Origin of the sequence: Citrobacter sp. Cb023 (assembly GCF_030336805.1) — a bacterium.
GTDB classification, from domain to species: Bacteria; Pseudomonadota; Gammaproteobacteria; order Enterobacterales; family Enterobacteriaceae; genus Citrobacter; species Citrobacter braakii.
On the sequence record NZ_JAOWCV010000025.1, the window covers coordinates 160,742 to 187,466 of the forward strand.

At 53.5% G+C, this 26,725-nt stretch carries 25 protein-coding genes; 14 read left to right on the forward strand and 11 right to left on the reverse strand.

Annotation, left to right across the window (positions count from 1 at the left end; translation table 11 throughout):
* Positions 1 to 61: 61 nt before the first annotated feature.
* Positions 62 to 2,023 (forward strand): peptidase U32 family protein, encoded by a 1,962-nt coding sequence (locus OGW44_RS02090; protein WP_019076832.1) that lies wholly within the window; start codon positions 62 to 64, stop codon positions 2,021 to 2,023.
* Positions 2,024 to 2,026: 3 nt separating this feature from the next.
* On the opposite strand, the gene OGW44_RS02095 is transcribed toward OGW44_RS02090, so the two are convergent.
* From OGW44_RS02095 to OGW44_RS02110, 4 genes are all read right to left on the reverse strand, one after another.
* Positions 2,027 to 2,257 (reverse strand): DUF2554 family protein, encoded by a 231-nt coding sequence (locus OGW44_RS02095; protein WP_016153158.1) that lies wholly within the window; start codon positions 2,255 to 2,257, stop codon positions 2,027 to 2,029.
* A 189-nt stretch (positions 2,258 to 2,446) separates the two neighbouring features.
* Positions 2,447 to 2,572: a DUF2474 domain-containing protein gene (locus OGW44_RS02100; RefSeq protein ID WP_003020230.1), complete on the reverse strand. Its 126-nt coding sequence runs from the start codon at positions 2,570 to 2,572 to the stop codon at positions 2,447 to 2,449.
* A complete protein-coding gene (gene cydB / locus OGW44_RS02105) occupies positions 2,572 to 3,582 on the reverse strand; it encodes a cytochrome d ubiquinol oxidase subunit II (protein WP_185654627.1) in 1,011 nt (336 codons plus the stop codon). Before cydB ends, OGW44_RS02100 begins: the two co-directional genes overlap by 1 nt.
* Complete coding sequence (locus OGW44_RS02110) at positions 3,582 to 4,985, reverse strand: cytochrome ubiquinol oxidase subunit I (RefSeq protein WP_016153156.1); 1,404 nt, start codon at positions 4,983 to 4,985, stop codon at positions 3,582 to 3,584. Before OGW44_RS02110 ends, cydB begins: the two co-directional genes overlap by 1 nt.
* 263 nt (positions 4,986 to 5,248) lie before the next feature.
* On the opposite strand from OGW44_RS02110, the gene OGW44_RS02115 reads away from it, so the two are divergent.
* The 8 genes from OGW44_RS02115 (at position 5,249) to patD (ending at position 13,085) form a co-directional block, all read left to right on the forward strand.
* The gene (locus OGW44_RS02115; RefSeq protein WP_049259794.1) at positions 5,249 to 5,437 is read left to right on the forward strand and encodes a type II toxin-antitoxin system HicA family toxin; all 189 of its coding nucleotides are present in this window, start codon (positions 5,249 to 5,251) and stop codon (positions 5,435 to 5,437) included.
* A gap of 31 nt (positions 5,438 to 5,468) precedes the next feature.
* On the forward strand, positions 5,469 to 5,885 hold the full coding sequence (locus OGW44_RS02120) for a type II toxin-antitoxin system HicB family antitoxin (protein WP_131341011.1): 417 nt from the start codon (positions 5,469 to 5,471) through the stop codon (positions 5,883 to 5,885).
* A 92-nt stretch (positions 5,886 to 5,977) separates the two neighbouring features.
* The gene (locus OGW44_RS02125; RefSeq protein WP_185654626.1) at positions 5,978 to 7,387 is read left to right on the forward strand and encodes an aminotransferase-like domain-containing protein; all 1,410 of its coding nucleotides are present in this window, start codon (positions 5,978 to 5,980) and stop codon (positions 7,385 to 7,387) included.
* 329 nt (positions 7,388 to 7,716) lie between these two features.
* The gene (gene ydcS / locus OGW44_RS02130) at positions 7,717 to 8,862 is read left to right on the forward strand and encodes a putative ABC transporter substrate-binding protein YdcS (RefSeq protein WP_016153154.1); all 1,146 of its coding nucleotides are present in this window, start codon (positions 7,717 to 7,719) and stop codon (positions 8,860 to 8,862) included.
* A gap of 16 nt (positions 8,863 to 8,878) precedes the next feature.
* Entirely contained in the window at positions 8,879 to 9,895 is a 1,017-nt protein-coding gene (locus OGW44_RS02135) for an ABC transporter ATP-binding protein (RefSeq protein ID WP_016156582.1), read from the forward strand.
* Complete coding sequence (locus tag OGW44_RS02140; protein WP_016153152.1) at positions 9,896 to 10,840, forward strand: ABC transporter permease; 945 nt, start codon at positions 9,896 to 9,898, stop codon at positions 10,838 to 10,840.
* Positions 10,830 to 11,636, forward strand: a complete 807-nt coding sequence (locus OGW44_RS02145; RefSeq protein WP_003020204.1) for an ABC transporter permease — start codon at positions 10,830 to 10,832, stop codon at positions 11,634 to 11,636. The genes OGW44_RS02140 and OGW44_RS02145 overlap by 11 nt, the downstream gene beginning before the upstream one ends.
* 21 nt (positions 11,637 to 11,657) lie before the next feature.
* Positions 11,658 to 13,085 carry an aminobutyraldehyde dehydrogenase gene (gene patD, locus OGW44_RS02150; protein WP_016153151.1) on the forward strand — a complete coding sequence of 476 codons (1,428 nt, stop codon included), beginning with the start codon at positions 11,658 to 11,660 and terminating at the stop codon, positions 13,083 to 13,085.
* A gap of 775 nt (positions 13,086 to 13,860) precedes the next feature.
* Here patD and OGW44_RS02155 read toward each other — a convergent pair.
* Complete coding sequence (locus OGW44_RS02155; protein ID WP_185654625.1) at positions 13,861 to 14,988, reverse strand: multidrug effflux MFS transporter; 1,128 nt, start codon at positions 14,986 to 14,988, stop codon at positions 13,861 to 13,863.
* Between the two features lie 101 nt (positions 14,989 to 15,089).
* On the opposite strand from OGW44_RS02155, the gene OGW44_RS02160 reads away from it, so the two are divergent.
* The gene (locus OGW44_RS02160; protein ID WP_053389780.1) at positions 15,090 to 15,869 is read left to right on the forward strand and encodes an AraC family transcriptional regulator; all 780 of its coding nucleotides are present in this window, start codon (positions 15,090 to 15,092) and stop codon (positions 15,867 to 15,869) included.
* Positions 15,870 to 15,988: 119 nt separating this feature from the next.
* Here the strand turns inward: OGW44_RS02160 and yncL are convergent, their stop codons facing one another.
* Positions 15,989 to 16,084 carry a stress response membrane protein YncL gene (gene yncL, locus OGW44_RS02165; RefSeq protein ID WP_071524268.1) on the reverse strand — a complete coding sequence of 32 codons (96 nt, stop codon included), beginning with the start codon at positions 16,082 to 16,084 and terminating at the stop codon, positions 15,989 to 15,991.
* Between the two features lie 192 nt (positions 16,085 to 16,276).
* Here yncL and OGW44_RS02170 point away from each other — a divergent pair, with 192 nt between their 5' ends.
* On the forward strand, positions 16,277 to 16,450 hold the full coding sequence (locus OGW44_RS02170) for a GhoT/OrtT family toxin (protein ID WP_016153148.1): 174 nt from the start codon (positions 16,277 to 16,279) through the stop codon (positions 16,448 to 16,450).
* Positions 16,451 to 16,469: 19 nt separating this feature from the next.
* Here the strand turns inward: OGW44_RS02170 and OGW44_RS02175 are convergent, their stop codons facing one another.
* The 3 genes from OGW44_RS02175 to OGW44_RS02185 are packed head-to-tail and all read right to left on the reverse strand — an operon-like array spanning position 16,470 to position 22,925.
* Positions 16,470 to 18,629, reverse strand: a complete 2,160-nt coding sequence (locus OGW44_RS02175) for a virulence factor SrfC family protein (RefSeq protein WP_131405935.1) — start codon at positions 18,627 to 18,629, stop codon at positions 16,470 to 16,472.
* Positions 18,626 to 21,607: a virulence factor SrfB gene (locus tag OGW44_RS02180; protein WP_185654624.1), complete on the reverse strand. Its 2,982-nt coding sequence runs from the start codon at positions 21,605 to 21,607 to the stop codon at positions 18,626 to 18,628. Before OGW44_RS02180 ends, OGW44_RS02175 begins: the two co-directional genes overlap by 4 nt.
* 4 nt (positions 21,608 to 21,611) lie before the next feature.
* Positions 21,612 to 22,925 carry an SrfA family protein gene (locus tag OGW44_RS02185; RefSeq protein WP_181599233.1) on the reverse strand — a complete coding sequence of 438 codons (1,314 nt, stop codon included), beginning with the start codon at positions 22,923 to 22,925 and terminating at the stop codon, positions 21,612 to 21,614.
* 282 nt (positions 22,926 to 23,207) lie between these two features.
* On the opposite strand from OGW44_RS02185, the gene OGW44_RS02190 reads away from it, so the two are divergent.
* Both OGW44_RS02190 and OGW44_RS02195 read left to right on the forward strand, forming a co-directional pair.
* Positions 23,208 to 24,806 carry an ABC transporter substrate-binding protein gene (locus OGW44_RS02190; RefSeq protein WP_016156573.1) on the forward strand — a complete coding sequence of 533 codons (1,599 nt, stop codon included), beginning with the start codon at positions 23,208 to 23,210 and terminating at the stop codon, positions 24,804 to 24,806.
* A gap of 17 nt (positions 24,807 to 24,823) precedes the next feature.
* Positions 24,824 to 25,057, forward strand: coding sequence for a YdcY family protein (locus OGW44_RS02195; protein WP_016153143.1), 234 nt, complete (start codon positions 24,824 to 24,826; stop codon positions 25,055 to 25,057).
* 66 nt (positions 25,058 to 25,123) lie between these two features.
* Here the strand turns inward: OGW44_RS02195 and OGW44_RS02200 are convergent, their stop codons facing one another.
* Positions 25,124 to 25,573 carry a DMT family transporter gene (locus OGW44_RS02200; protein ID WP_016156572.1) on the reverse strand — a complete coding sequence of 150 codons (450 nt, stop codon included), beginning with the start codon at positions 25,571 to 25,573 and terminating at the stop codon, positions 25,124 to 25,126.
* Complete coding sequence (locus tag OGW44_RS02205) at positions 25,570 to 26,088, reverse strand: GNAT family N-acetyltransferase (RefSeq protein WP_047498607.1); 519 nt, start codon at positions 26,086 to 26,088, stop codon at positions 25,570 to 25,572. The genes OGW44_RS02200 and OGW44_RS02205 overlap by 4 nt, the downstream gene beginning before the upstream one ends.
* A gap of 37 nt (positions 26,089 to 26,125) precedes the next feature.
* Between OGW44_RS02205 and OGW44_RS02210 the strand changes: the two genes are divergently transcribed.
* Positions 26,126 to 26,701: a helix-turn-helix domain-containing protein gene (locus OGW44_RS02210; protein ID WP_049271597.1), complete on the forward strand. Its 576-nt coding sequence runs from the start codon at positions 26,126 to 26,128 to the stop codon at positions 26,699 to 26,701.
* Positions 26,702 to 26,725 lie beyond the last annotated feature (24 nt).

Sequence of the window (26,725 nt, forward strand, 5' to 3'; positions counted from 1 at the left end):
AAAGCCGCGCTTGTGACTACAATAGCCGCCATTTTTACCACTTGTGGATGGTAACAACTGTATGCGTCAGCAGCCTCATCACCTTGAATTGTTAAGCCCGGCCCGGGATACCGCCATTGCACGTGAAGCCATTTTGCACGGCGCTGACGCCGTTTACATTGGCGGACCGGGTTTTGGCGCGCGTCATAACGCCAGTAACAGCCTGAAAGATATCGCCGAACTGGTGCCGTTTGCGCATCGTTACGGGGCGAAAATCTTTGTGACGCTAAATACAATCTTGCATGATGACGAGCTGGAGCCCGCACAGCGATTAATTACCGATCTGTATCAGACCGGCGTTGACGCCCTGATTGTGCAGGATATGGGGATTCTGGAGCTGGATATTCCTCCCATTGAGCTGCACGCCAGCACCCAATGTGATATTCGCAGCGTCGAGAAGGCGAAGTTTCTTTCTGACGTCGGATTCACCCAAATTGTCCTCGCGCGCGAACTGAGCCTTGAGCAAATAAACGCCATTCATCAGGCTACGGATGCGACTATTGAATTTTTCATTCACGGTGCGCTGTGCGTCGCCTATTCAGGCCAGTGTTATATTTCACATGCGCAAACCGGACGTAGCGCTAACCGCGGTGACTGTTCTCAGGCTTGTCGCCTGCCGTATACCCTGAAAGACGATCAGGGGCGCGTCGTGTCCTATGAAAAACATCTGCTGTCGATGAAAGATAACGATCAGACCGCCAACCTCGGCGCGTTGATTGACGCAGGCGTGCGATCCTTCAAAATTGAAGGGCGCTATAAAGACATGAGCTATGTGAAGAATATTACCGCGCATTATCGTCAGATGCTGGACGCCATTATTGAAGAGCGCGGCGATCTTGCCCGTTCTTCAGCCGGGCGTACCGAACATTTCTTTACTCCATCCACGGAAAAGACCTTCCATCGCGGCAGCACCGATTATTTTGTGAATGCCCGTAAGGGGGATATCGGCGCATTCGACTCACCAAAGTTCATCGGTCTGCCGGTTGGCGAAGTCCTGAAGGTGGCAAAAGATCATCTCGATGTTGAGGTAACAGAACCGCTGGCCAACGGGGATGGTCTGAACGTGTTAATCAAGCGTGAGGTCGTCGGATTTCGCGCCAACACCGTTGAAAAAACGGGGCACAATCGTTATCGGGTGTGGCCGAATGAAATGCCCGCCGACCTGCACAAAGTGCGCGCCAACCATCCGCTGAACCGCAATCTCGATCATAACTGGCAGCAAGCGTTGACCAAAACCTCCAGCGAACGCCGCGTCGCGGTCGATATTGAGCTGGGCGGCTGGCAGGAACAGTTGATCCTGACGCTCACCAGTGAGGAGGGGGTGAGTATCACCCATACGCTGGACGGCCAGTTTGAGGAAGCGAACAATGCAGAAAAAGCGTTGAGCAACCTGCAGGATGGCCTGGCAAAACTGGGACAAACGCTGTATTACGCCCGTAATATTCAGGTGAATCTGCCGGGAGCATTGTTCGTGCCTAACGGTCAACTGAATCAGCTGCGACGTGAAGCGGTCGACATGCTGGATGCCGCTCGTTTGCAAAACTATCAGCGCGGTCGCCGTAAACCGGTTGCCCAGCCGGCGCCGGTTTACCCGCAAACGCATCTGAGCTTTCTGGCTAACGTCTACAACCATAAAGCGCGAGAGTTTTATCACCGTTATGGCGTGCAGTTGATTGATGCCGCCTATGAGGCGCATGAAGAGAAGGGCGATGTGCCGGTGATGATCACCAAACATTGCCTGCGTTTTGCGTTTAACCTGTGTCCGAAACAGGCGAAAGGAAATATCAAAAGCTGGAAAGCCACGCCGATGCAACTGGTTAACGGCGATGAGGTCTTGACGCTGAAATTTGATTGCCGACCGTGCGAAATGCACGTGATCGGCAAGATGAAACATCACATTCTGAAGATGCCGTTGCCGGGCAGCGTGGTGGCTTCCGTCAGCCCTGAAGAACTGCTGAAAACGTTGCCAAAGCGTAAAAGCTAACGGTTAGCTCTGATGTGTATCGGGTTTGCGTGATTTTTGCCAGTAATGGTGTTCGCGAAGATCGGCGGCGGATTCTTCCGCCGTCATTCGTAGTTCATCGCTGTCGGCCGTGTGTCGTAATAAGTGATCGGCATCCTGCACCTGAAGATATTCATGTCCCTGATTAGTAGCGAGAAGCTGACCGGAAAAAAGCGCGCTGGCCAGCAATAACACCGTTAACCCTTTCTTAAACATCATGCACCCTCTGGTACGTTAGCTGCGGAATTGACGATAATTTCGCCAGGTGACTATTCAATATTTTAATCGGGTTAATGACAATCTCTGTTTTGTCATTTCGATGTTTTTTACATTTTTGTTTAGATAACGTTGGGATTTGTCACAACCGGGCAGTGCAGCGCTGCCCGGTTGTTATCAGAGAGAGAATCAGGATTTAAATCCGGCGGCCGTCATCAGGAGACGAAAGAACATACCAACGGCGGCCAGGGCCAGCACGCTGCCGCCCCAGAGGATCACCAGCCACATCAGGCGTTTCCAGATTGTTTGTTGCATCAATGATACCCCTCACCATGTTGAACTTTGCCGCGGAAAACGTAGTAGCTCCAGAAGGTGTACACCAGGATTATCGGGATAATCAGCAGCGCGCCAACCAACATAAAGCCCTGACTCTGCGCCGGAGCTGCCGCCTGCCACAGCGTAATGGACGGTGGAATGATGTGGGGCCAGATACTGATCCCCAGCCCGCTGAACCCGAGAAAAATCAGCCCCAGCGTCAATACAAAAGGCAGCATATGGCTGTTTTGCTGACCCAGCGAGCGCCACAGCCAGAGGCTAATCAGCGCAACCAGGAGCGGAACCGGCATCAGGAACCACAGATTGGGCAGGCTAAACCAACGCTCGGCAATGGCGCTGTGCGCCAGCGGCGTCCACAGGCTGATAATGGCAATGACAACCAGAATCGCCAGCAGCAGTTTTCTTGCCACGCAGCGCATTTTATCCTGCAACGGATTTTCGCTTTTCATCACCAGCCATGTTGCCCCCAACAGGGCGTAGGCTACAACCAGGCCCACGCCGCAGAACAGGGTAAAGGGGGTCAGCCAGTCGAAAGGACCGCCGCTGTAGCTGCGTCCGGTGACGGAAAATCCATTGAGTACGGCACCGACCACAATACCCTGAGTGAATGTCGCGAGGATTGAACCGCCGAGAAAAGCTTTATCCCAGAATGGTCGATGCGCCGGCGTGGCTTTGAAGCGAAACTCAAACGCGACGCCGCGAAATATCAGGCCGATGAGCATCAGGGTCAACGGGATCGTCAGCGCATCGACAATCACCGCATAGGCCAGGGGAAAAGCGCCGAATAATCCGGCGCCGCCCAACACCAGCCAGGTTTCATTACCGTCCCATACCGGGGCGACGCTGTTGACCATCACATCGCGGTCATCCGCATCCGAAATCGCAGGGAATAAAATACCGATCCCGAGATCAAAACCGTCCATCACGATATACATCAGCGTGGCGAACACGATAATTACAAACCAGATAACTGATAAATCGATACCCATTAGCGGTGTGCCTCCGGTTGAGAATCGAGAACGACAGCAGAAAGCGGCCGCGCCGGCGTGCCTGTTGGTGGAATGGTCGGCTCATCTTCCTGTGGTCCTTTGCGGATCAGGCGGATCATGTAGCTGTAACCCACGCCAAACACCGAGCTATACACCACAAAGAAAGACAATAGGCTGATGCTCATATGTAAATCACCATGTGCGGAAACCGCATCCGCCGTACGTTGCAAACCGTAAACCACCCACGGCTGACGGCCAACTTCGGTGGTCACCCAGCCAGCAAGGATGGCAATCAGACCGGAGGGCCCCATCCACAATGCAAAACGCAGGAAAGGACGTGAGGTGTATAGCCGCTCCTTATAACGCAGCCACAGGGCAAACGCGCCCAGCAGGATCATCAGCATGCCTAACCCTGCCATAATGCGAAACGACCAGAACACGATGGTGGAATTGGGCCTGTCCTCCTTCGGAAATTCTTTTAACGCCGGGACCTGTTTATCCAGACTATGAGTCAGGATCAGGCTGCCCAGCGCCGGGATTTCCAGCCCATAGCGGGTGCGCTCCTGCTCCATATCCGGCCAGCCGAACAACAGCAGCGGGGTCGGTTCACCGGGCGGATTTTCCCAGTGTCCTTCAATCGCCGCAATTTTTGCAGGCTGGTGCTTCAGCGTATTCAACCCGTGCATATCGCCAATTAAGGCCTGCAGCGGGGCGACGATTAACGTCATCCACAGCGCCATTGAAAACATCGCGCGAATTGCTGGCGTGCTATTACCGCGCAATAAATGCCATGCGGCTGATGCCGCGACAAACAGCGCGCTGCTCAGGAAGGCGGCAACGGACATATGCAGCAAACGATAAGGGAAGGAAGGATTGAAAATCACGGCGAACCAGTCGACGGGAACGACTTGCCCGTTAACAATTTCATAGCCCTGTGGCGTTTGCATCCAGCTGTTGGAGGCGAGGATCCAGAAGGTAGAAATAATAGTACCCAGCGCAACCATACAGGTCGCGAAGAAGTGAAGCCCTGGGCCAACCCGATTCCAGCCAAACAGCATTACCCCGAGGAAGCCTGCTTCGAGGAAGAAGGCGGTTAATACTTCATAGGTCAGCAGCGGCCCGGTGATGCTACCGGCGAACTCAGAAAAACCACTCCAGTTCGTGCCGAACTGATAAGCCATCACCAGCCCGGAAACCACGCCCATACCAAAGTTTACGGCGAATATTTTCGACCAGAAATGGTATAGCGAGCGCCAGGTCGGATTTTTCGTTTTTAACCATAACCCTTCGAGCACCGCCAGATAACTGGCGAGGCCAATGGTAATCGCCGGAAAGATGATGTGAAAGGATACCGTAAACGCGAACTGGATCCTCGCCAGGTGAAACGCGTCAAGACCGAACATGCTTAGCTCCGCAGGCAAAATTGATTTAGCGCAATTCTAAGGCTGCGAAGCAATGGAAGGCAGAAACAGAACAGTTCTTTTTAACCATAACAGTTGTCGTGCTGTTATAGGTTAGCCTGGCTGATATGAAATCTGGAACCTGGATTCCTGTTATTGAATCGCGTCCTCCCCATGCGAGTGATTTTACGCTATCACTAGCGAGGTAATGAAAAGGTAATCATAAATGTTTACTTTGTGCGTATAATAGACGACAGGGAGGCGCAGTGAAGCAAAGTGAGTTCAGACGCTGGCTTGAATCTCAGGGAGTGGCTGTTACAAACGGCTCAAATCATCTGAAGTTGAGGTATCAGGGAAGGCGTAGCGTTATGCCCAGGCATCCTGGTGATGAAATAAAAGAAGCCTTGCGAAAATCGATCCTGAAGCAGCTTGGCTTACAGTCATCATCAATATGAGGTTAATTATATGAGAGATTTTGAAAAAATCATGCGTTATCCCGTTAATCTAATCCCCGCCGTGGAAGGTGGATTCGTGGTTTCTTTCCCGGATATTCCTGAAGCATTAACTCAGGGCGAAACCCGTCATGGGGCTTTGCAGGCTGCGCAGTCTGCATTGGTGACCGCTTTTGAATTCTATTTCGACGATAACGAACCGATTCCTTTACCTTCGGCGGTTGGCGCTGAAGGTGACTATGTGGAAATCCCCCTGAGCATTGCGTCGAAGGTTCTTTTGTTAAATGCCTTTCTTGAATCAAAAATCACCCAGCAGGAGCTGGCAAACAGGATCGGCAGGCCTAAGCAGGAAATTACCCGTTTGTTCGATTTAAAGCACGCAACAAAAATTGATGCTGTGCAAATAGCTGCACGCGCCTTAGGCAAGGAGCTGTCAGTAACAATGTTGTAAAACTGTTAACTATAACAGTTATAAAAAACACCCTGATTATGTAAACTGATATATACAGTGCGTGTCACCGACACCGATTATCAGGACGAAAAATGAAAAAATACCAGCGACTGGCTGAGCAAATTCGCGATCAAATCGCGTCTGGCGTATGGCAGCCCGGCGATCGCTTGCCATCCTTGCGCGAGCAGGTGGTCAGCAGCGGCATGAGTTTTATGACCGTCGGACATGCATATCAGTTGCTGGAAAGTCAGGGCCGGATTATCGCCCGGCCGCAGTCGGGTTACTATGTTGCCGCGCGCCCTGAACGTGAGCTGGCAGCGCCGCAGGCGCAGGTGATGCGCGATGAAGCGGTGGATATCAACACCTATATTTTTGATATGCTGCAGGCCAGCCGGGATGCGTCAGTGATGCCATTTGCCTCTGCATTCCCTGACCCGCGTCTGTTTCCCCTCCAGCAGTTGAACCGCTCGCTGGCCCAGGTCAGTAAAACCGCGACCGCCATGAGCGTGATAGAAAACCTGCCGCCGGGAAATGATGAGCTGCGCCATGCCATTGCCCGCCGCTATGCTCAACAGGGGATGACCATTTCACCTGATGAAATTGTCATCACTACCGGTGCGCTGGATGCCCTCAACCTGAGCCTGCAGGCGGTTACCGAACCGGGAGACTGGGTGATTGTCGAAAATCCCTGTTTCTATGGGGCGTTGCAGGCCCTGGAGCGATTACGGCTGAAGGCGCTTTCGATTGCCACCGATGTGAAAGAGGGGATCGATCTTACCGCGCTGGAGCAAGCGTTGCAGGAGTATCCGGTAAAAGCCTGCTGGCTGATGACCAACAGCCAAAATCCGTTGGGTTTTACGCTCAGCACAGAGAAAAAGGCGCACTTGGTCGCATTGCTGGAAAAATATCATGTAATGCTGATAGAAGATGATGTCTACAGCGAGCTGTACTTTGGTCGCGAAAAACCACTGCCAGCCAAAGCCTGGGATCGCGCCGACAGCGTTTTGCATTGTTCGTCTTTCTCGAAGTGCCTGGTGCCCGGATTTCGCGTGGGCTGGGTGGCGGCCGGGAAGCATGCTCGACGTATTCAGCGACTCCAGCTCATGAGCACGTTATCCACCAGTTCCCCCATGCAGCTTGCGCTCGTGGATTATCTGTCAACCCGGCGCTATGACGCGCATCTGCGCCGCTTACGCCGTCAACTGGCGGAACGCAAACAGCAGGCCTGGCAAACGTTGCTGCGCCATCTTCCGGCGGAAGTCAAAATTCACCATAACGACAGCGGCTATTTTCTGTGGCTGGAACTGCCTGAACCGCTTGATGCAGGCGTGCTCAGCACCCAGGCACTGGCGCACCATATCAGCATTGCACCGGGAAAAATGTTTTCGACCTCGGGGAGCTGGACTCGTTTTTTTCGCTTTAATACCGCATGGCACTGGGGAGAGCGTGAGGAACAGGCTGTGAAACAGCTGGGAAAATTAATTCGCGAGATGATGAAATAAAACGTAACGCGCTATTCAATATAAAAGAATAGCGCGTTCTTATTTTCGAAATAGAGAATACCTAACCCCGATGTTATTTATATCGGGTGCTACCATACAAAAAATCAATAGTTCTTACTATTGCCACCGTTGCACCTAACTCCTTGTCTATACTCCAGAAGATTAAAGCTCCCGTTCAGCATCAGTAGCGTAATGAGCGTTAGCTCACAACCTGATTAAATTTCCTTGCGCCAGCAGGAACGCTTACAACACCCCGACTATTTTTAGGAAAGGACATATATTTACGGCAAGGCTGCCGCTCAATATTTTTTAGACAGGAGTAAGACGTTATGAGCAAGCAGTTTGCCCTCAGTAGCCTGTGCGCACTCAGTATGACGCTGATGACTGCACAAGCAGCCGAACCCCCGACATCCTTAGATAAACCGGAAGGCCGTCTGGATATTATTGCCTGGCCGGGCTACATCGAACGTGGACAGACCGATAAACAATATGATTGGGTCTCGCAGTTTGAGAAAGAGACCGGCTGCGCGGTCAATGTTAAAACAGCGGCCACTTCTGATGAAATGGTCAGCCTGATGGCAAAAGGCGGCTACGACCTGGTTACCGCTTCCGGTGATGCCTCATTGCGTCTGATTATGGGAAAACGCGTTCAGCCGATTAATACCGCGCTGATCCCTAACTGGAAAAGCATCGATCCGCGCGTGGTAAAAGGCGAGTGGTTTAACGTTGGCGGAAAAGTTTACGGCACACCGTACCAGTGGGGGCCAAACCTGCTGATGTACAACACCAAAATTTTCCCAACGCCGCCGGATAGCTGGAACGTGGTATTTGTTGAGCAAAAACTTGGGGACGGAAAAAGCAATAAAGGACGCGTTCAAGCCTACGATGGCCCGATCTATATTGCCGATGCTGCATTATTCGTTAAGGCGACTCAGCCGCAACTGGGCATTACCGATCCCTATCAGCTCACCGAACAACAGTATCAGGCGGTGATCAAAGTCCTGAGCGATCAACACGCACTCATCCATCGCTATTGGCACGATACCACCGTACAAATGAGCGACTTCAAAAACGAAGGTGTGGTGGCGTCCAGCGCCTGGCCTTATCAGGCGAACGCCCTGAAAGGAGAAGGCCAGCCTATTGCCACGGTCTTCCCAAAAGAAGGGGTTACCGGATGGGCTGATACCACCATGCTGCACAGCGAAGCCAAACACCCGGTGTGCGCTTACAAATGGATGAACTGGTCATTAACCCCGAAAGTTCAGGGCGACGTCGCAGCCTGGTTTGGTTCTCTGCCAGTCGTGCCTGAAGGTTGTAAAGCCAGCCCGCTGCTGGGTGAAAAGGGCTGTGAAACCAACGGCTATAGCTACTTTGACAAAATTGCCTTCTGGAAAACGCCGATCGCAGAAGGTGGCAAATTCGTTCCTTACAGTCGCTGGACGCAGGATTACATCGCCATTATGGGCGGTCGTTAATTCCGCTGGGGGTTTTATGACGTACGCAGTGGAGTTTCATAACGTCTCGCGTCTGTACGGGGATGTTCGTGCAGTTGATGGGGTGAGTATTGCGATTAACGACGGTGAGTTTTTCTCTATGCTGGGGCCATCCGGCTCCGGCAAGACCACTTGTCTGCGCCTTATTGCAGGGTTTGAGCAACTGTCAGGCGGCGCAATCACCATTTTTGGTAAGCAGGCCAGCGAATTGCCGCCCTGGGAACGGGACGTCAATACGGTATTTCAGGATTATGCGCTATTCCCGCATATGTCGATTCTCGACAATGTCGCCTACGGGCTGATGGTCAAAGGTATTGATAAAAAACAGCGTCACGCCAAAGCACGTGAAGCGCTGGATAAGGTTGCGCTCGGTTTTGTTTATGAACGCAAACCATCGCAACTTTCCGGTGGTCAGAGGCAACGCGTGGCGATTGCCCGCGCGCTGGTCAATGAACCGCGCGTCCTGCTGTTGGATGAACCGCTCGGGGCATTGGATCTTAAGCTGCGTGAGCAGATGCAGCTGGAACTGAAAAAATTACAGCAATCCCTGGGTATCACCTTCATTTTTGTCACCCACGATCAGGGTGAAGCCCTGTCGATGTCCGATCGTGTGGCGGTGTTTAATAATGGTCGCATCGAACAGGTGGATTCTCCGCGTGAACTGTACATGCGTCCGCGCACACCGTTTGTGGCAAGTTTCGTCGGGACGTCAAATGTTTTTGATGAAACGATGTCAGCGAACGTTTGCGGGCTACAGGGTATGTTTTCCCTGCGTCCGGAACACATTCGCTTGAATGATACCAGTGGTGAAGTCCAGGCCCGGGGGGTTATCCAGGCGGTGCAGTACCAGGGCGCGGCGACACGTTTTGAGCTGAAACTTGTCGGCGGTGAAAAATTGCTGGTTAGCCAGGCGAACCTGACGGGAGAAATGCTGCCAACAACGCTGTCGCCGGGTCAACAGGTGATGGCATCGTGGTCACGCGACGTGATGGTACCGCTGGTTGAGGAGAGGTGAATGGCTATGAATGTCTTACATTCGCCTCCACAGTCGACAAGTCTGAACCGGATCTCAGGGTTCTTCTGGCGTAATCCGGGTCTGGGGCTGTTTTTGCTGCTCCTCGGACCGCTGATGTGGTTTGGGATCGTCTACTTCGGCTCATTACTGACGCTGTTGTGGCAAGGTTTTTATACCTTCGATGATTTCACCATGTCGGTCACCCCCGACCTGACGCTGGCGAATTTGCAGGCGCTGTTTAATCCCGCCAACTACGACATCATTTTGCGTACCCTGACGATGGCGGTGGCGGTCACCATTGCCAGCGCGATTCTGGCGTTTCCGATGGCGTGGTATATGGCGCGATATACCAGTGGCAAAATGAAAGCCTTTTTTTACATTGCTGTGATGTTGCCGATGTGGGCCAGTTACATTGTTAAAGCCTACGCATGGACGTTACTGTTGGCTAAAGACGGGGTGGCGCAGTGGTTTTTAACCCATCTGGGGCTGGAGCCGCTGCTGCTTTCGTTCCTGACGCTGCCTGCGGTAGGCGGCAATACGTTGTCGACTTCAGGGTTAGGGCGTTTTCTGGTGTTCGTCTACATCTGGCTGCCGTTTATGATCCTGCCGGTACAAGCCGCGCTGGAGAGACTTCCGCCTTCGCTCTTACAGGCCTCCGCTGATTTGGGCGCTCGTCCGCATCAGACTTTCCGCTATGTGGTCCTGCCACTGGCGATACCCGGTATCGCGGCAGGGTCGATCTTTACCTTCTCTCTGACGTTGGGCGATTTTATCGTGCCGCAACTGGTGGGACCGCCAGGCTATTTCATCGGCAATATGGTGTATTCGCAACAAGGGGCGATCGGCAATATGCCGATGGCGGCGGCATTTACTCTGGTGCCGATTGTGTTAATCGCACTGTATCTGGCGTTCGTGAAGCGTCTGGGAGCTTTCGATGCACTCTGAACGCGCGCCCTGGTTACTCAAACTGGCGGCATGGGGCGGGGTTATTTTCCTGCACTTTCCCATCCTCATCATCGCCACCTATGCTTTTAATACTGAGGAGGCTGCTTTTAGTTTTCCACCACAGGGGTTAACGCTGAAGTGGTTTAGCGTTGCGGCGCAACGTAGCGATATTCTGGAATCGGTGACGTTGTCACTTAAAATCGCTGCGTTGTCGACGGCCATTGCTCTCGTTCTGGGGACGCTGGCCGCTGCCGCACTGTGGCGCAGGGACTTTTTTGGTAAAAGCGCAATATCGCTGTTGCTGCTGTTGCCGATCGCGCTGCCGGGGATTATTACCGGTCTGGCGCTACTGACGGCGTTTAAAACTATCAACCTGGAACCCGGTTTTCTCACCATCGTGGTCGGCCATGCGACGTTTTGCGTGGTGGTGGTATTTAACAACGTCGTGGCGCGTTTTCGCCGTACCTCATGGAGTCTGGTTGAAGCGTCTATGGATCTTGGCGCCAACGGCTGGCAAACCTTTCGTTATGTCGTGCTGCCAAACCTGGCATCGGCACTGCTGGCGGGAGGGATGCTGGCGTTTGCTTTGTCGTTTGATGAAATCATCGTGACAACGTTCACCGCCGGACATGAAAGAACACTTCCTTTGTGGCTGCTCAATCAACTGGGTCGACCACGAGATGTGCCTGTCACCAACGTTGTGGCATTGCTGGTAATGCTGGTGACAACACTGCCAATTTTAGGGGCCTGGTGGCTAACGCGTGAAGGCGACACTCTCGCCGGAAACGGTAAATAAACGACGATATGGGAAATTGCTATGCAACATCAATTACTGATTAATGGCGAGCTGGTCAACGGTGAAGGTGAAAAGCAGCCAGTCTATAACCCTGCCACTGGAGAACGCATTCTGGAGATTGCCGAGGCGTCAGCCGGGCAGGTTGATGCGGCGGTACGTGCAGCAGACAGCGCATTTGCCTCCTGGGGACAAACCACACCGAAAGTCCGTTCCGAACTGCTGCTGAAACTGGCGGATGCTATCGCCGATAACGCGCAAACCTTCGCTGAGCTGGAATCGCTTAACTGTGGTAAGCCGCTGCACTGTGTCCTTAACGATGAAATTCCGGCAATCGTCGACGTTTTCCGCTTCTTCGCCGGGGCAGCTCGTACCCTGCAAGGACAGGCGGCCGGAGAGTATCTGGAAGGGCATACGTCGATGATTCGTCGGGATCCGCTGGGCGTGGTGGCCTCTATCGCGCCGTGGAACTACCCGCTGATGATGGCGGCGTGGAAGCTGGCACCGGCGCTGGCGGCGGGTAACTGCGTGGTGATTAAACCGTCAGAAATCACCCCGCTAACCGCTCTTAAACTGGCAGAATTTGCCAAAGATATTTATCCGCCTGGCGTTATCAACGTGCTTTTTGGCCGTGGCAAAACGGTGGGTGACCCGCTGACCGGTCATGAAAAAGTCCGGATGGTTTCCCTGACCGGCTCCATTGCGACCGGTGAACACATTATCCAGCACACCGCGCCTTCGATTAAGCGCACACATATGGAGCTGGGCGGCAAAGCCCCGGTCATCATTTTTGATGATGCCGATCTGGATGCGGTGGTGAGCGGCGTGCGAACCTTTGGGTATTACAACGCCGGACAAGACTGTACTGCCGCTTGTCGAATCTATGCCCAGAAAGGCATTTATGACGCGTTGGTTGAGAAACTCGGTGCCGCGGTTGCCAGTCTGAAAATCGGTGCACCGAATGACGAATCGACGGAGCTGGGGCCGGTAAGCTCGCAGGCGCACCTCGATCGCGTGACTAAAGCGGTCGATGAAGCCAAAGCACTGGGGCATATCAAAGTCATCACCGGTGGTAAAAAAGTGGACGGCGCAGGCTACTATTTTGCTCCGACGCTGCTGGCCGGGGCGAAGCAGGAAGATGCTATCGTGCAGCGGGAAGTTTTCGGTCCGGTGGTCAGCGTCACCGTATTTGAGGATGAAGATCAGGTGCTGGCGTGGGCTAACGATTCGAAATACGGCCTGGCATCCTCCGTCTGGACTCGGGATGTGGGGCGCGCGCATCGATTTAGCGCTCGCCTGCAGTATGGTTGCACCTGGGTCAATACCCACTTCACGCTGGTCAGCGAGATGCCGCACGGCGGACAAAAACAGTCTGGTTATGGCAAGGATATGTCGGTTTACGGGCTGGAAGATTACACGATTGTTCGCCATGTCATGATCAAGCATGAGTAATGTATTAAGCGCGAGCGATAAATGCGGCACGGATAGCTAAATACTGGCAAACGTGTGTCTATATTATTCGCGCCACTGGCCTCGTCGCCATCGGACGGCGGTAAGTTGGAAATATCCGCGAGGTCAGGCTAATTTATACAACAAAGCCCCGGCTTAATGTCGTAATGCTTGTCAATTAAGCATTACGGCGAACATGTGATTTCGGCTCAGGGTTCCGTTCACCTCAGCGATATCAATTCTCTGAGGCTCAGACACCCGTGAACGTGCAAGAGAGGCTCACCACCGCATCCCTGCGGGCAGACCCGGTCAGCCGTCAACGCCTCATCGATTTTCAGCCGGAACGGGGTCATCGCTGCAACGCACTGACTTCCAGTTAAATCTGTTTTGCTGTTCAGATAAAAAACGCAGGGGGTCAGGTGTGGGCTGGTCCGGCTGAAAATTGCCGACGTGTTTCCGTAAGGTCGGGAGAACCCGCAGGGATGCGGGTTCAGGGCGCGTTTTGCAGGGACGCTACCTCGCGCCCGGCCCGGTAGCCTGGAGGAATAAACGGAGGGGACCGCGGAGCGGCAATTTTCCCGCCGGGAGCCCGGATTGTTAAGGGTACGGCGATAGTACCCTTAACACGTTCACAGGTCGTATTGCCTCAGAGATGTGACAAACATAAGGTGAACGTAGCAATACGCCGGAGGCAACAGATTCATTACCTGCGTATGTGCCACTCATCCTCGTTAACTGGCAAGCATTACAGCTTAATGTCAGGAGGAACGTCATCCGGTTATCCGCGGCGCAAGCTGCAAATCCAGGCGAGTAGCGCACAGACGCTCAGAACCAGCCCCAATTGTTGCACCATGCCTGCCACCCCCAGCATCATTCCCAGCAACAGGTAATAGCTTAATCCGAATAATGCACCGGCGGCCCCGGCCTGTTCACGATAGTGGCGTAGGGCCTGACTCAGTACATTAGGGATCGCGATGCCATAGGCAATCACCGCGCCGAAAACCGGTATCAGAATCCACGCGGAGTGCTGTAACCACCACGCGGCGAGGCCTGACAATGCTGCCAGCGCACAGGCATAACGTACCCTCTGTTCCGACGTCAGGTCTGTCGTCAATAATCTCCGGTTCAGCAGGCTGCCCGACAGCGAAGCAAACGCAAGTAGTCCCCCCGTCCAGCCAAAGGCTCTGGAACTCCATCCCAATTGCCCGAAAAGAAACGGAGCCAGGCTGTAATAGCTAAACAGCATGGTGTTCAGCAGCGCAACCAGCATGGTATTTTTCCACAGCTCGCGGTCACGCATCATACGGGAGAGCAGTGCAGCAAGGCTGGGTCTGAGCGTATTTTCGGGCCGGGTTTCTGGCAGCATGGTCGCAGTCAGTAGTAGCAGTAGCAGCGCCAGCAGCACAAGGGCAATAAATACACCGGTATGACCATACAGGCTGACCAGCCAACCTCCGCTTAGCAGGCCGAAAACGGGACTCAATGCCAGCGCAGCGCCCATCACGGAAAAGACGCGGGATAGCGCGGTTGATTCATACGTGTCCCGTAACATGGTCTGTACCACCACTGACCCGGCAGCCGCGCCGATGGCTGAGATCATCCGCGCCAGCAGCAAAACTCTGAAGTCAGTGGCAACCACGGCCAGGGCACAACCTGACCCATAGCAGATAAGTCCTGCCAGCATCGCCCAACGTCGACCGAGGCAGTCGCTCAGCCAACCCCACATCGCCACGCCGACGGCGAAGGCAATAAAATAAACGGAGAGTGTTTGCGCCGCGCGCTCACTGCTTACGTGATAAGACGTGGCGATTCCTGGCAATGCCGGGCTATAAATGGTTTCCACCAGTTGCGGAAACATAATCAGCAAAGTAAGAAGCCACAGCGGCGGGCGGCGAAGAGTGTTCATAGGAATATCCAGAGAGACAGAAAACTGGCGGGCATTATTGCTGAAAGGGAGGTGTCGCATTACCATTATCAAGACTTTAAATATCAACTATCGGACAGATAATGGAAATTGCCCCGGATGATGATTTCGATGCGGATAGCTTTGATAAACCGGTAATCGGGATTGCCTCCGAGATGGGCGTACACGATTCCGGCCGGCATAGCCATCTTCGTCATCAGCTACTTTTTTCGGCAGCGGGAAGCATTACGATTGAGCTGGAGCATGCCCTGTGTCTGCTACCGCCACGGCGCGCGGTCTGGATCCCGGCTGGTACGGTACATCGCGCCATAATGCGTGGCGTGATGGCTTATCGTTCGTTGTATTTTTCAACTACATTGCCGTTATCTAAATTACCGCTGCAGATAGTCGACGTTAATCCTCTCTTTTTTGAAGTAATAGAACGTATGGCTTTCTGGCCATGGGAAATGCCTGCCGCGCAGCAGGCCAGTCTTATCACCGTTTTCTGTGAGGAAATGCGGGCCGCCCACAGTGAAAACTGGACGTTGCAGTTTCCCTCAGATCCACGGCTGAACGTGTGGCTTGAAGGAGTACGTATGGGCGAATTGCCACCACGACTAAATCAATTATCCCAACGGGTTGGGGCATGCGAGAGGACGATCAGTCGAATATTTACCAGGGATACCGGGATGAATTATCAGAGCTGGCGGCAGCAATTTAGACTATTAAAAGCCATGGAGATGCTGGCTGACGGGGGGCAGATCAGCCAGATGGCGCAATATCTGGAATTTGTCAGTGACAGTGCTTTTATCGCTTTTTTCCATCAGCATACCGGCACAACACCGAGCCGTTATGCGGGCAATATAATGCCGCAGAAGGATTAGGGGGATTACATACTAAGGATAATTTACCGGGTGGCAGGATAGTGGGAAAATCGTGTACTAATGGCAGAGAGAAGAGCCTCTCTGCCAGCGGACGCTGCAATTAATCAAGAAGAACGACATCAAGCAAACCAGCCAAACCTTGCGGAAATCAGACTGAAAAGTCCTACAGCAGCAAATATATTTATCAGCACCACAGTTTTACTGGAAACATTCATTTGTGCCACCTTTCGTTTTAACCCTTATGGGTATAGTACGGGTTATAACTATCCGCAATAGTACGGATTCTGAACATAATGAAAACGGCTTGTTTTACCGGCGTTTCTCTTAAAATAATTAATAAAACTTGATGTAGGTCATGAAAAAGAGCATATTGCGCGCGATTTTACCTTTCGGCCCGGATGCCTGACATGTCTCTGTACCAAAAAATGTTGGTTTTTTATGCGGTGATGGCCGCTATCACGGCAATCATCACCTGGTTTCTTTCCCGCGATAAAAAGCGGATTCGTTTTCTCAGCGCGGTATTAGTCGGGGCGACCTGGCCGATGAGTTTTCCCGTCGCGTTAATGTTTTCTCTCTTCTGATGACGGCGTAAACGCCGTTTCAGGAGGAAAGCAGTGCATTTAATCGTTTTTTGTCGGCTGCGAAAACATCCTGCGGATGCTGATATCCCACGTTTTCATTGGCGCGGGTATACAAAGCGACCAGCCAGTCGTAAACGTAACGGCTTGCGCCATGCGAAGGTTGTTCATCCAGTTTCGTCAACCGTAACATCGGTTGTTGCGCCGGGGCACTAAAAATAGCCGATCCTTTTTGGATCCTGCTGGCCGGACGCTGTTCCTCTGCCACGCTGGCAAATCCAAGCCAGGTAATAAAATCCCCAATATCGGCATGAAGCTGCGCGGCGCAGACGTTTTCTCGCTGCATAATGCGCTGTAAGCGTTGCGGCATCTCCAGCCGATAGCTGGTGGTAACGAGGATATCAGCAACCTGCCTTAGCGTACGCGGCTCGAGACGTAAACGGCGCGCATTATTTTCATCGCGACACCACTGGCGCACGTGGTTAACCCACATTTTGTGCGCCTGATACCCGGTCTCTTTGCTTTCCGGCGAGTGCGGTGTGTCACGCACCTCGGCAAACAGGTCAATCTCTTCATTAAATAATCCGCTCACCTGTTCCTCGCGCGGCTGCTGAACACGCAGTAGCGACTCAAAGAGGCGCATCGGCGGGAGCAAACCGTCCAGGAGTTCGCCATGTTTTGCCGCCTGGGCCTGGAGCTGGCGGATCACCGACTCATTGCTACCCGATTCGGTTTCAACGGGGTTAATCCAGCCGATCAGGGTTTCGCGTACGCGCTGCTGGTGCTGCTCACGCAGGGAGGTCAATCTCGCCTGGCGTTGCTGGGGCGAGGTTGCCTGAGTCAGCCATTCGACGAGGCGTTGTAAGCTGTGTTTATCCAGCGCCTGCAGCGTGCCCCAGTGCAGTCCGGGCTTGCCCATTAATTGCTGCACAGATTCATCAAGATTTTGCTGAGTGCTAAACCGCGCATCCTGCGGAGTAATGGCCCAGACCACTCCCGGCAATGCGGCGTCATGTACGGGCTGAGTGTCGTTAACCCAGCCCAGTAGTTTGCGGGTGATGGCGGGCGTCTGGGAGCGGGTAGATACCGCATTACAGATTAAAAGTACATCCGGTTGCAGATGCTGGCGATAATGTTCCAGCATCCAGCCTAATTTGGCCTGCCACAATGGATGGGGATGAACATCCGGGGCGAGGGGAATATCCAGCAGATCGACATTTTCCAGTACCGCGTCTTCAACCGTCAGGACCAGCTCGCGCGTGAGCAGCGCCAGCGAAGCCTGAGAAAGGCTGACCGCATTGAGCAACTGATCATTTTCTATTGGATGAACCACCACATCGCTTTGCGCCTCATTCCCGTTCAATGCTACCTGAGTCAGGAAACTCTCGGCAGGTAAACCAAAATGGTCAACCAGCAGGCTCAGCGGAGCCGCGAGTTCTTGCGCGCTCCCGGTTTGTTGCAGCGTATGCGCCAGCGCCAACCACTGTTGCGTCAACTCTGGTTGTTCTCCCCACAGTAACGCCCAGGCGTTTGCCCGGGTAGTCAGATCCAGAGCGGGTAGCAGCGTGGCAAACTGATGCCATAGCGCGTCGTCAAATTGCTGCTGTCTGGCCGGTACGCAGGCGCGCCAGAAACGACCAATTGCCGCGACATCATGCGCGGTAATGCCCGGCACCGGATGACGCTGGCGCAACGTTTGCCATTTTTCCAGGCGCGCCTCAATAATCGATTTCTCGACCTGGCGGTTGTCCGCAAGCGCACAGAACTGGGTAATAAATAGCTGTACCAGTTCGGCTTCACTGAGTAGCCGCAGGCGCAACGGCCATTCACCATCGAGCGGATTTTCATCACGCGTAAAACGGATCGCCATGTTGGTTGGCGCATGACCAGGATTAATATGTGAAAAGTAATCAAAGCTGCGATCCGGGGTAACGATATTCACTTTGCCATTGGCGTTGCTGCACAATGCTGTGAGCAGGTGCGCTTTTGCCGATTGCGAATGTCCGTAAAGCCCAACGCATCCTCGCGATGAAAAGGTTGTCTTCAATGCAGACTCATTAACGGCGGCCAGGGTGAGCTGTGCCAACAGGGCATCCGCTTCATCATCAAGACGCGCCGCACGCTGACGGGTATCAGTTACCCACTCGATGGCGGCCTGCGCGGTGTTTAACATCTTACTCATTTCAGGTACACGCTCCCGCTATCAATCCAGTAATGGCTCCCGCTATGGCGTCGGTCTGCCAGCGTATTCAGTTTTAACGTTAAGGCATTGGCGGCAACGGGAGTGCCATCCTGTAACCACGCATCGCTCAGTACGAAAAATTCCGGGCCGCTTTCTTTGCTACCACCGCGTAGCTGCAGCCGTACATTCAACACGCCATCTCCGGCGATGGTTTTTGCCAGTTCGGCAGAATTTATGCTGAGCGTATACAGCGGTGTGGCAGGCCAACGGCTGTTGGCCAGTTGACGGAAACCTAACGTAACGTTGCCGCGCAATGGGAAGTGCAGGCGGGCATCCAGCTTCGCGCCGGGCTTATCCAGATCGATATCGTGATACCAGATGTTCTCATCACGCAGCGTATTGACCGTATTATCCAACACGCCGAGATAACGTACGGTCGAGTAAGCGCCGATATCGGCAGCTTTAAAGTTGAAACGCGGCAAGCGTAGATCCAGCGCCAGGCTACACAACATGGCACCAACTGCTGCGGTGGATTTGGGGTTACCAATCCGCCCTTGTTGGCTGAACGGATACCACTCATGTACGCGGTAGTTATCCATCCAGATCATACGATTAACCGGAACGGGCTGCAGATGGCGGATCAACGCCTGTACGCCAGGTAAACAGGCGGGTCTGCCGGTCACTAATAAAATATCGCAGCGATAGTGTGAAATGGCCTCACAGACCGCGTGCAGTGGGGAGGTCAGGGTAAACTGGCCCGCCAGTAACGCTTCTTGTAACTGCCGGAACTGCACCTGTAACGGCACGCTCAACACATCAAACGCTGGCGATCCCGCAGGCAACGCATGATCGATAGCCTGCTGGATGTAATTCAGTACGTTGCGCGTTGGTTGCTGGCTCAGGAGTTCGCCAAAGGTGGCATGCAGACCCGCTACCGGATCGTTAATATCACTTTGTTCCCAGGCTGAAAGTACCGCATGACCGAGCGGCATAAAGAGTTGTAACGCCGTTTGTTGACGCAAAATCGCCTGGGTGTCGATGCGCCCGGAATCGCCAAATAGCGTAGCCAGCAATGCGGCGGCGTCGGTCACGCCAGCCTGTTGCAGGCGGGTTTGCAGCGCAGGCAACACGCAACGCTGAATCACGTCCAGCAGCATGTCATCGCCCGCAACCTTAAAGCCTTCACGGAACAGCAGATGCGGGGTAATTTTGACGTTTGTACCCACGCCGTCATCAAGCTGGTAATGGACGACGGCCATATCCGTTGTCCCGCCGCCAATGTCGATCGATGCCACGCGCAGCGCACGACCTTTAGTCTCACCAGGCTCCGGCAGACGGTCCGGGCGGGCAAGGGCGTTAAAGAACGATTCGGTGTGGCCATCGTAGTGAGAGATAGCTTCGTTATACAGCCACACCAGTTGCCCGCAGCTGGCCTCATCCCATTCCATCTGGATCTCAGGTACGGGAACCACGCTCTTTTCCTGCTGTTTACGGGTGGTGAAGTCTTCATCCTGCGGGTGCCAGCCCATTGCTTTCCAGACCAACGCAATAGCTTCAAACATGCGCAGGCGGAAAATCTCACGCTCCTGTTTGGGCATCGCCGACGGCAGGGTCAGGATCAGCGTACGCAACTGACGAGGAGATGCCGGGAATCCGAGGCGCAAACGCGTCGCCACGCTGTTAATTTGCCCCAGCGCCTGGGCCAGTATTTCGCACAACATATGCGTCATCAGCGTACTGCGGCTGTATTGCGGTGAGAATACCGGCAGACGATCATCCTGCGGCAGGCTGAACAGCGGTTGCCCGTCATCGTTCATCAGGTTCATCAGCGGGAAGGCGGTAGCCAGTGGTTCGCGCTGGGTTTTGCCATTCATCTGGCTAAAGCGCCAGTCATGCAACACCGGCGTTTCGTCCCACAGATAACGGCGCGGGCTGGAGATCCCACTGCTGCCTTCAGTGCCCATGCGCTGCATCGCCAGCTTTCGGGCTTCATCGCCAACGCGGACAATCGACGGCCAGATAAAGGCATCATCACGGCCGCTCTCCACGGAAAAGTGCTGCTTACCAAAACGCGCTTCGGAAAACTCCAGTCGGCTGGTGAACAACGGATCGTTGAGAAACTGTGGCTCGCTTAACGAACGCACCTGCAATTCGGCTGTCTGGCGCAGTCCGTCATTGGCATCCCCGTGATCTTCAATCAGGACGCCACAGGTATGGGTGTTACCGATATCCAGGATAAGATCAACGGGAATGGCGGGCGTGCTGAGGGTATGCGTGACCAGCTTCACTTCCGGGACGGAAAGCTGCTCGCCTAACAGGGTTAGCACATTCAGCCAGTGCGCCTGATATTCAAAGTTACGCAGCGCCTGCTGGATCTCTTGTTCTGAGCGGTTCTCACGCTGTGTGACATGATGCATAAAGGATTCGCGCAACCAGCCGTCAATCCAGGTCTGGTCGAGGAAATCGGCAATTTCGTTGTCATGCCAGGCCAGCGCAAATCGCGTACCGTTCAGCAGGTCATTTTCGTTGGGGGTTAACGCCGCAGGGGCATTTTCAGTGAGCTGGCTGTCCAGCGCCACGGTGACGCGGTGGGTGTTGCCCGCGCTGTCAGGTTGCGCCAGCTTTCGCACCTGTACGCGCGCCCAGTTATCCGGGCCTTCAACGAACGTACGCGGCGGATTAAAGCGCAGGAACGGCAGCGGCAGCCAGACACCGTCGAGCACGTTCAGCGAATAATGCAGCTTCTGGGTGCTTTCCGGCTTCACCACTTCGGGCTGACCGCCGGTGCTGCCAGGTAAGGTATAACGTCCGGTTGTCAGATCGAAATCCAGCCGCAGCAGGGGACCGTTTGCCGTTTTGCGCACAAAGCGACCATGATGCGCAGATTCCTGCGGCGTCAGGCCAAAATCCAGAAATTGCACACCGCTATTGGCGATGAGCGTCACGCTCTGTTTGTAGTCACACAGATTCACCAACATAAAATCAGGCACCTATCTTTTTGATCGTCAGAGGGATTTCCGCGTGATCGTCATAACGTGCGGTACAGGCAGCGACGTCATTGGTTCCCGCTTTGCAGGTAATTTCCGGCATCGGATAACGTGACCCGTCCGTACAACGGGCATTCCCGCGACTCTTAATCATTAATTCACCTGACTGATGCAAACCGGAGAAAATCTCGGCACGACAAACAATATTGTCGCCATGAACCACGCGCGCCGTGCCTTTATTGGCCTGGATCTGATAGCGCAGCGACGGCGCTTTACCGCTAACCGGATCTTTAACATCAACCATTACGCGCCAGTTACCGTTGAGAAAACGCGTCGTTCCTGCCTTCATCTGGTTGGCATCCATCACCAGCGCATCTTTCGGAATCGCGGCGATCACGACCGGTCCCTCGACAGGTTTTTCTTTTTTGGCGACCGGAACCACTTCAGCCCGATGCAGCGGCAGTGCAGATGTCAGTTCTGGCAGCGGTGCTATATCTGACTTAGCGACGTCTGCAGGGGGAACAGCGGGTACGGGCGGGGTGGGCTGTTGCTTCCACAGCAGCGGCCCAACCATGGCTGCAATGATCACCGCGGCAACGGGCAGGCTCCACAGCGGCAGGCGACGTGCGGGTTTCTTCTGTGCGAGCGGCGGCGAGACTTCAGGTTCGTTAACAACGACCGGGGGTTGTAGTTCATGTTCAGGTTCAGCCGGTTTAGGTAGCTCAACGACTGGAGTCAACAAAGGCGCCTCGGCCTCGGCGAAGGTGATTTGGGCAGTGATTTCTTCTTCCGGCTCAGGCTCCGCTACGGTGACGACCGGAGGAATATCGGCAAGGCGCAGGCAATCGAGCACATCGTCGCGAGGATTTTCATTCAGATTGACGAAACCCCAGAACGTAATAACGGGTTTACCTTCAACCAGAAACACGTGATTCTCACCAGGAAACTGGATGGCTTTTTCCAGCAGTGAGCCAAACAGTTGCAGGGAGGTTTTACCCGATTGCAGACTTTTACGGCTCAGCGCCGCCGCATTTTCCAGCGTGCTCCCCAGATAGCGCAGCGCACGAAAACGGGCCTCTTCATCAGCGGCTTTCCATGCAACAGCTTTCCCTTCAATCGGCGAATACCAGTCAACGCGATCGCCGTTGTCGTTAATTTGTGGGATCGCCAGACAATCCACCATCGCCTGCTGTTTACGCAGGCGAAGCGTTTCACGAATTTGCAATGCTGAATCAAACACGGCCTGACCACCGCCGCCCACGGCCTGATAGTCATCCAAATTGCCGCTGCGCAAGAGAGTTTTTGCCACGTTGTTACCCCTTAGACTTCTTCACGTATCTACTTTACGTTTTATAAAAACGAGCAAACGGTGGAAGAGAGGCAAAAAGGGGCGAATTTTCATGGCATAGAGTGCCGGGAAAAATCTTGACGTTTTGAAAAAGACTTAAGGGAAATTAATTCTCTTAGGGTGATGAATTATTCAGCGAAATACACCGGATTAGAATAACCTGATAGTGATTTGTTATTGGTCAGTTTTTGTCAGCTATGCTCTGATATCCCGGTTAATAATAAAATAAGAAGGCTTATAACCATGATTGCAAGGAAAACGTTACTCGCGCTGGCGCTCAGCGCCGTCTTACCATCAGGCGCGGCGTTCGCGGCCAATACTGACACTCTCATTTACTGCTCAGAAGCGTCGCCAGAGTCATTTAACCCGCAAATCGCCAGTTCCGGTCCATCGTTTGTGGCCAGCTCACAGGTGCTCTACAACCGACTCATCAACTTTGATCCGGTAAAAAATACGCCAGTTCCGTCTCTGGCAACGGACTGGACGATTTCGCCGGACGGTAAGACCTACACTTTTACCCTGCGTCAGGGCGTGAAATTCAACAGTAATAAATTCTTCAAACCAACCCGTGACTTCAACGCTGATGACGTGGTTTTCTCGGTATTACGACAGAAAGATGCCGATCATCCATACCACAAAATTTCTCAGGGAAGCTACGAATACTTCAACGATGTCGGTCTGGATAAACTGATTAAAGAAGTGAAGAAGGTCGATGATTATCATGTTCAGTTTATCCTTAATGAACCTAACGCCGCGTTTCTTGCCGACTGGGGAATGGATTTTGCCTCCATCCTCTCTGCGGAATATGCCGACGTGATGCTGAAAAAAGGCACTCCGGAAAACGTCGATAACTGGCCAATTGGCACCGGGCCATACGTGTTGCAGCAGTACAAGCAGGATTCGCAAATCCGCTATCTCGCCAACCCCAACTACTGGGACGGCGCCGTCCCCACGAAGCACCTGATCTTCTCAATCACGCCAAACGTTCAGACCCGATTGGCGAAACTGCAAACCAATGAATGCCAGATAATTCCGGCACCTGCACCTGTACAGTTTGACGAGATTAAGAAGAATAAAGATTTGACGCTGCATTCGGTTGAAGCGCTGAACGTCGGGTATCTGGCGTTTAATACCGAGAAAAAACCGTTTGATAACGTGCTGGTGCGTCAGGCGCTTAACTACGCGACAGACAAAAAGGCCATTATTAACGCCGTCTTTTTAGGTTCCGGTACGGTGGCAAAATCGCCAATTCCGCCGAATATGTTGGGGTTCAATAAAGATTTGCAGGATTACGCTTATGACCCGCAAAAAGCGAAAGATCTGCTGAAACAGGCGGGACTGGAAAACGGCTTTGAAGCGACGCTGTGGTCAATGCCGGTTCAGCGCCCATACAACCCGAACTCCCGACGGATTGCCGAGATGATCCAAAGCGACTGGGCGAAGGTTGGCGTGAAGGCGAAAATTGTGTCGTACGAGTGGGGCGAATATCTCTCCGGAATGCGTAAAGGTGAGCATGACACCGCGTTGTTCGGTTGGATGTCAGACAACGGCGATCCGGACAACTTCGCCGATGTACTGCTGGGCTGTGACAGCATTAAAACCGGATCTAACGCCGCGCGCTGGTGCGATAAAGAGTATAATTCGCTGGTTCAAAAGGCGAAACTGGTGAGTAAACCGGAAGAACGCGCCGCGCTTTACCAGCAGTCGCAAGAAATTTTCTACCAGCAGGCTCCGTGGATTGCGTTGGCAAACGGGAAAACGTTTTACGCGACGCGCAGCAACGTCAGCGGATACAGCGTTAGCCTGATGGGCAGCGATTTTTCAAAAGCAAAATTAAATTAATGAGTTAAGGAGAGGTTATGTCGCATCTGGATGAGGTCAGCGCACGTGTTGATGCCGCCATTGAAGAGAGCGTCATTACGCATATGAATGAATTGCTGATTGAACTCAGCGATGATGTCGTGCTGAGCCGGGAAGAACGTTACACCCAGCAACAGCGTTTGCGTACGGCTATCGCACATCATGGCCGTCAGCATAAAGAGGATATGGAAACCCGTCGCGAACAGTTGACCAAAGGCGGCACAATCCTTTAATTCGTTGTGGCCAGATGGCGAAGTAACACCTTATCCGGCCTGCATGTTCAGGCCGGATAAGCGCAATTAAAACGAACGTCTCGCCACCAGCCAGGCCCCAACAACCAGCAGCACCGCGCCGCAGACCGGCCCCACCAACGCCCGCAGCGGCACGCCATGACTGCGCAGAATATCCAGCACCAGTCCGCCGATTAACTGGCTGGCCACCAGCACCGCGATAGTGGTTGCTGCGCCCACATTTTGGTATCCACTGATGCTGGCAAAAACAAAGAACGATCCTAGCAAACCAGGGATTAGCGTCCACCAGCGCACGCTGGAAACCAGTTCCCCAAACCCCGCCATACCTTGCTTAAACCACAGTATGCTGACAAACAGCACGATCCCGACCAGAGAGTTAAGTAACATGGCGATGAGGATCGTCGAGGACGTCTGCGTGATGCGTACCATCAAGGTATTTTGCACCACCAGACCAATACCTGCGGCAATCAGAAAGGAGAGGGTTAGCGTCTGGTTCATCTGCTGGCATCCGGTTCGCGGCGATCGTCTAACTGCAACTGCATAAAAGTCAGATCCAGCCAGCGCCCAAATTTCGTGCCAACCTGTGGCATTTGCGCGGTGGTTTTAAAACCCAGCGTACTGTGCAGATGCAGCGACGCCTGATTCTGAGACTCAATGCCCGCAACCATCACATGCTTGCCGCACGCGCGGGCTTCTTCTATTAACCTGCTGAGCAGCGATCGTCCCAGGCCTTTACCCTGATGAGCAGGATGGACATATACCGAATGTTCAACGGTATGACGGAATCCATCAAAGTTACGCCAGTCGCCAAAGGAGGCGTACCCTGTAATCACGCCATTCTCTTCACTCACCAGCACCGGATAGCCCATCAACTGGCGGGCTTGATACCATGAGATACGGTTTTCGGCATCGACCGTTTGATCGTTCCAGATAGCCGCCGTATGCAGTACCGCGTGGTTGTAGATTTCTGCAATGGCGGCACAGTCTTCTTTGCTGGCAAATCGAATGGACATGTTGAACCTCAGGGATTGTTCACTATAGTATTACAATATGAATACTATTGAAGACAGCATAAATCAACGGATCGGTGCAAGAATTCGCATTGAGCGGGAATCTCGCGGCTGGTCTCTGACGGAACTCGCTGAGCGCGCAGGCGTGTCGCGGGCGATGATCCATAAAATAGAGCGCGGTGAGAGCAGCCCAACGGCCACGCTGCTGGGCAGGCTCTCCGGTGCCTTTGGTATCAGCATGTCTATGCTGATGGCGCGGGCCGAAATGCAGGAGGGCAAGCTGCTGCGCTTCGCTGATCAGCCGGTCTGGCACGACCCGCAAAGCCACTATCTGCGCCGCCACGTTTCACCGCGCAGCGATCTGCCTATTGATCTGGTGCAGATAGAATTGCCCGCCGGAAGCGATATCCCGATGCCAGCCTCTTCCTACGTGCAGGCAAGACAACTTATCTGGCTACAGCAGGGGGAATTGGTCTTTGTGGAAGGGGAAGTGCGTCATGAAATGCGGGCTGGTGATTGCCTGGAGCTTGGCCCGCCGAATGATTGTCGGTTTATCAATGAAACCGCACACCCCTGCGTTTACCTGGTTGTGCGGTTAAATCATGTCGTCAGCTAACTGGCGGACGCAGGCTGCTACTAT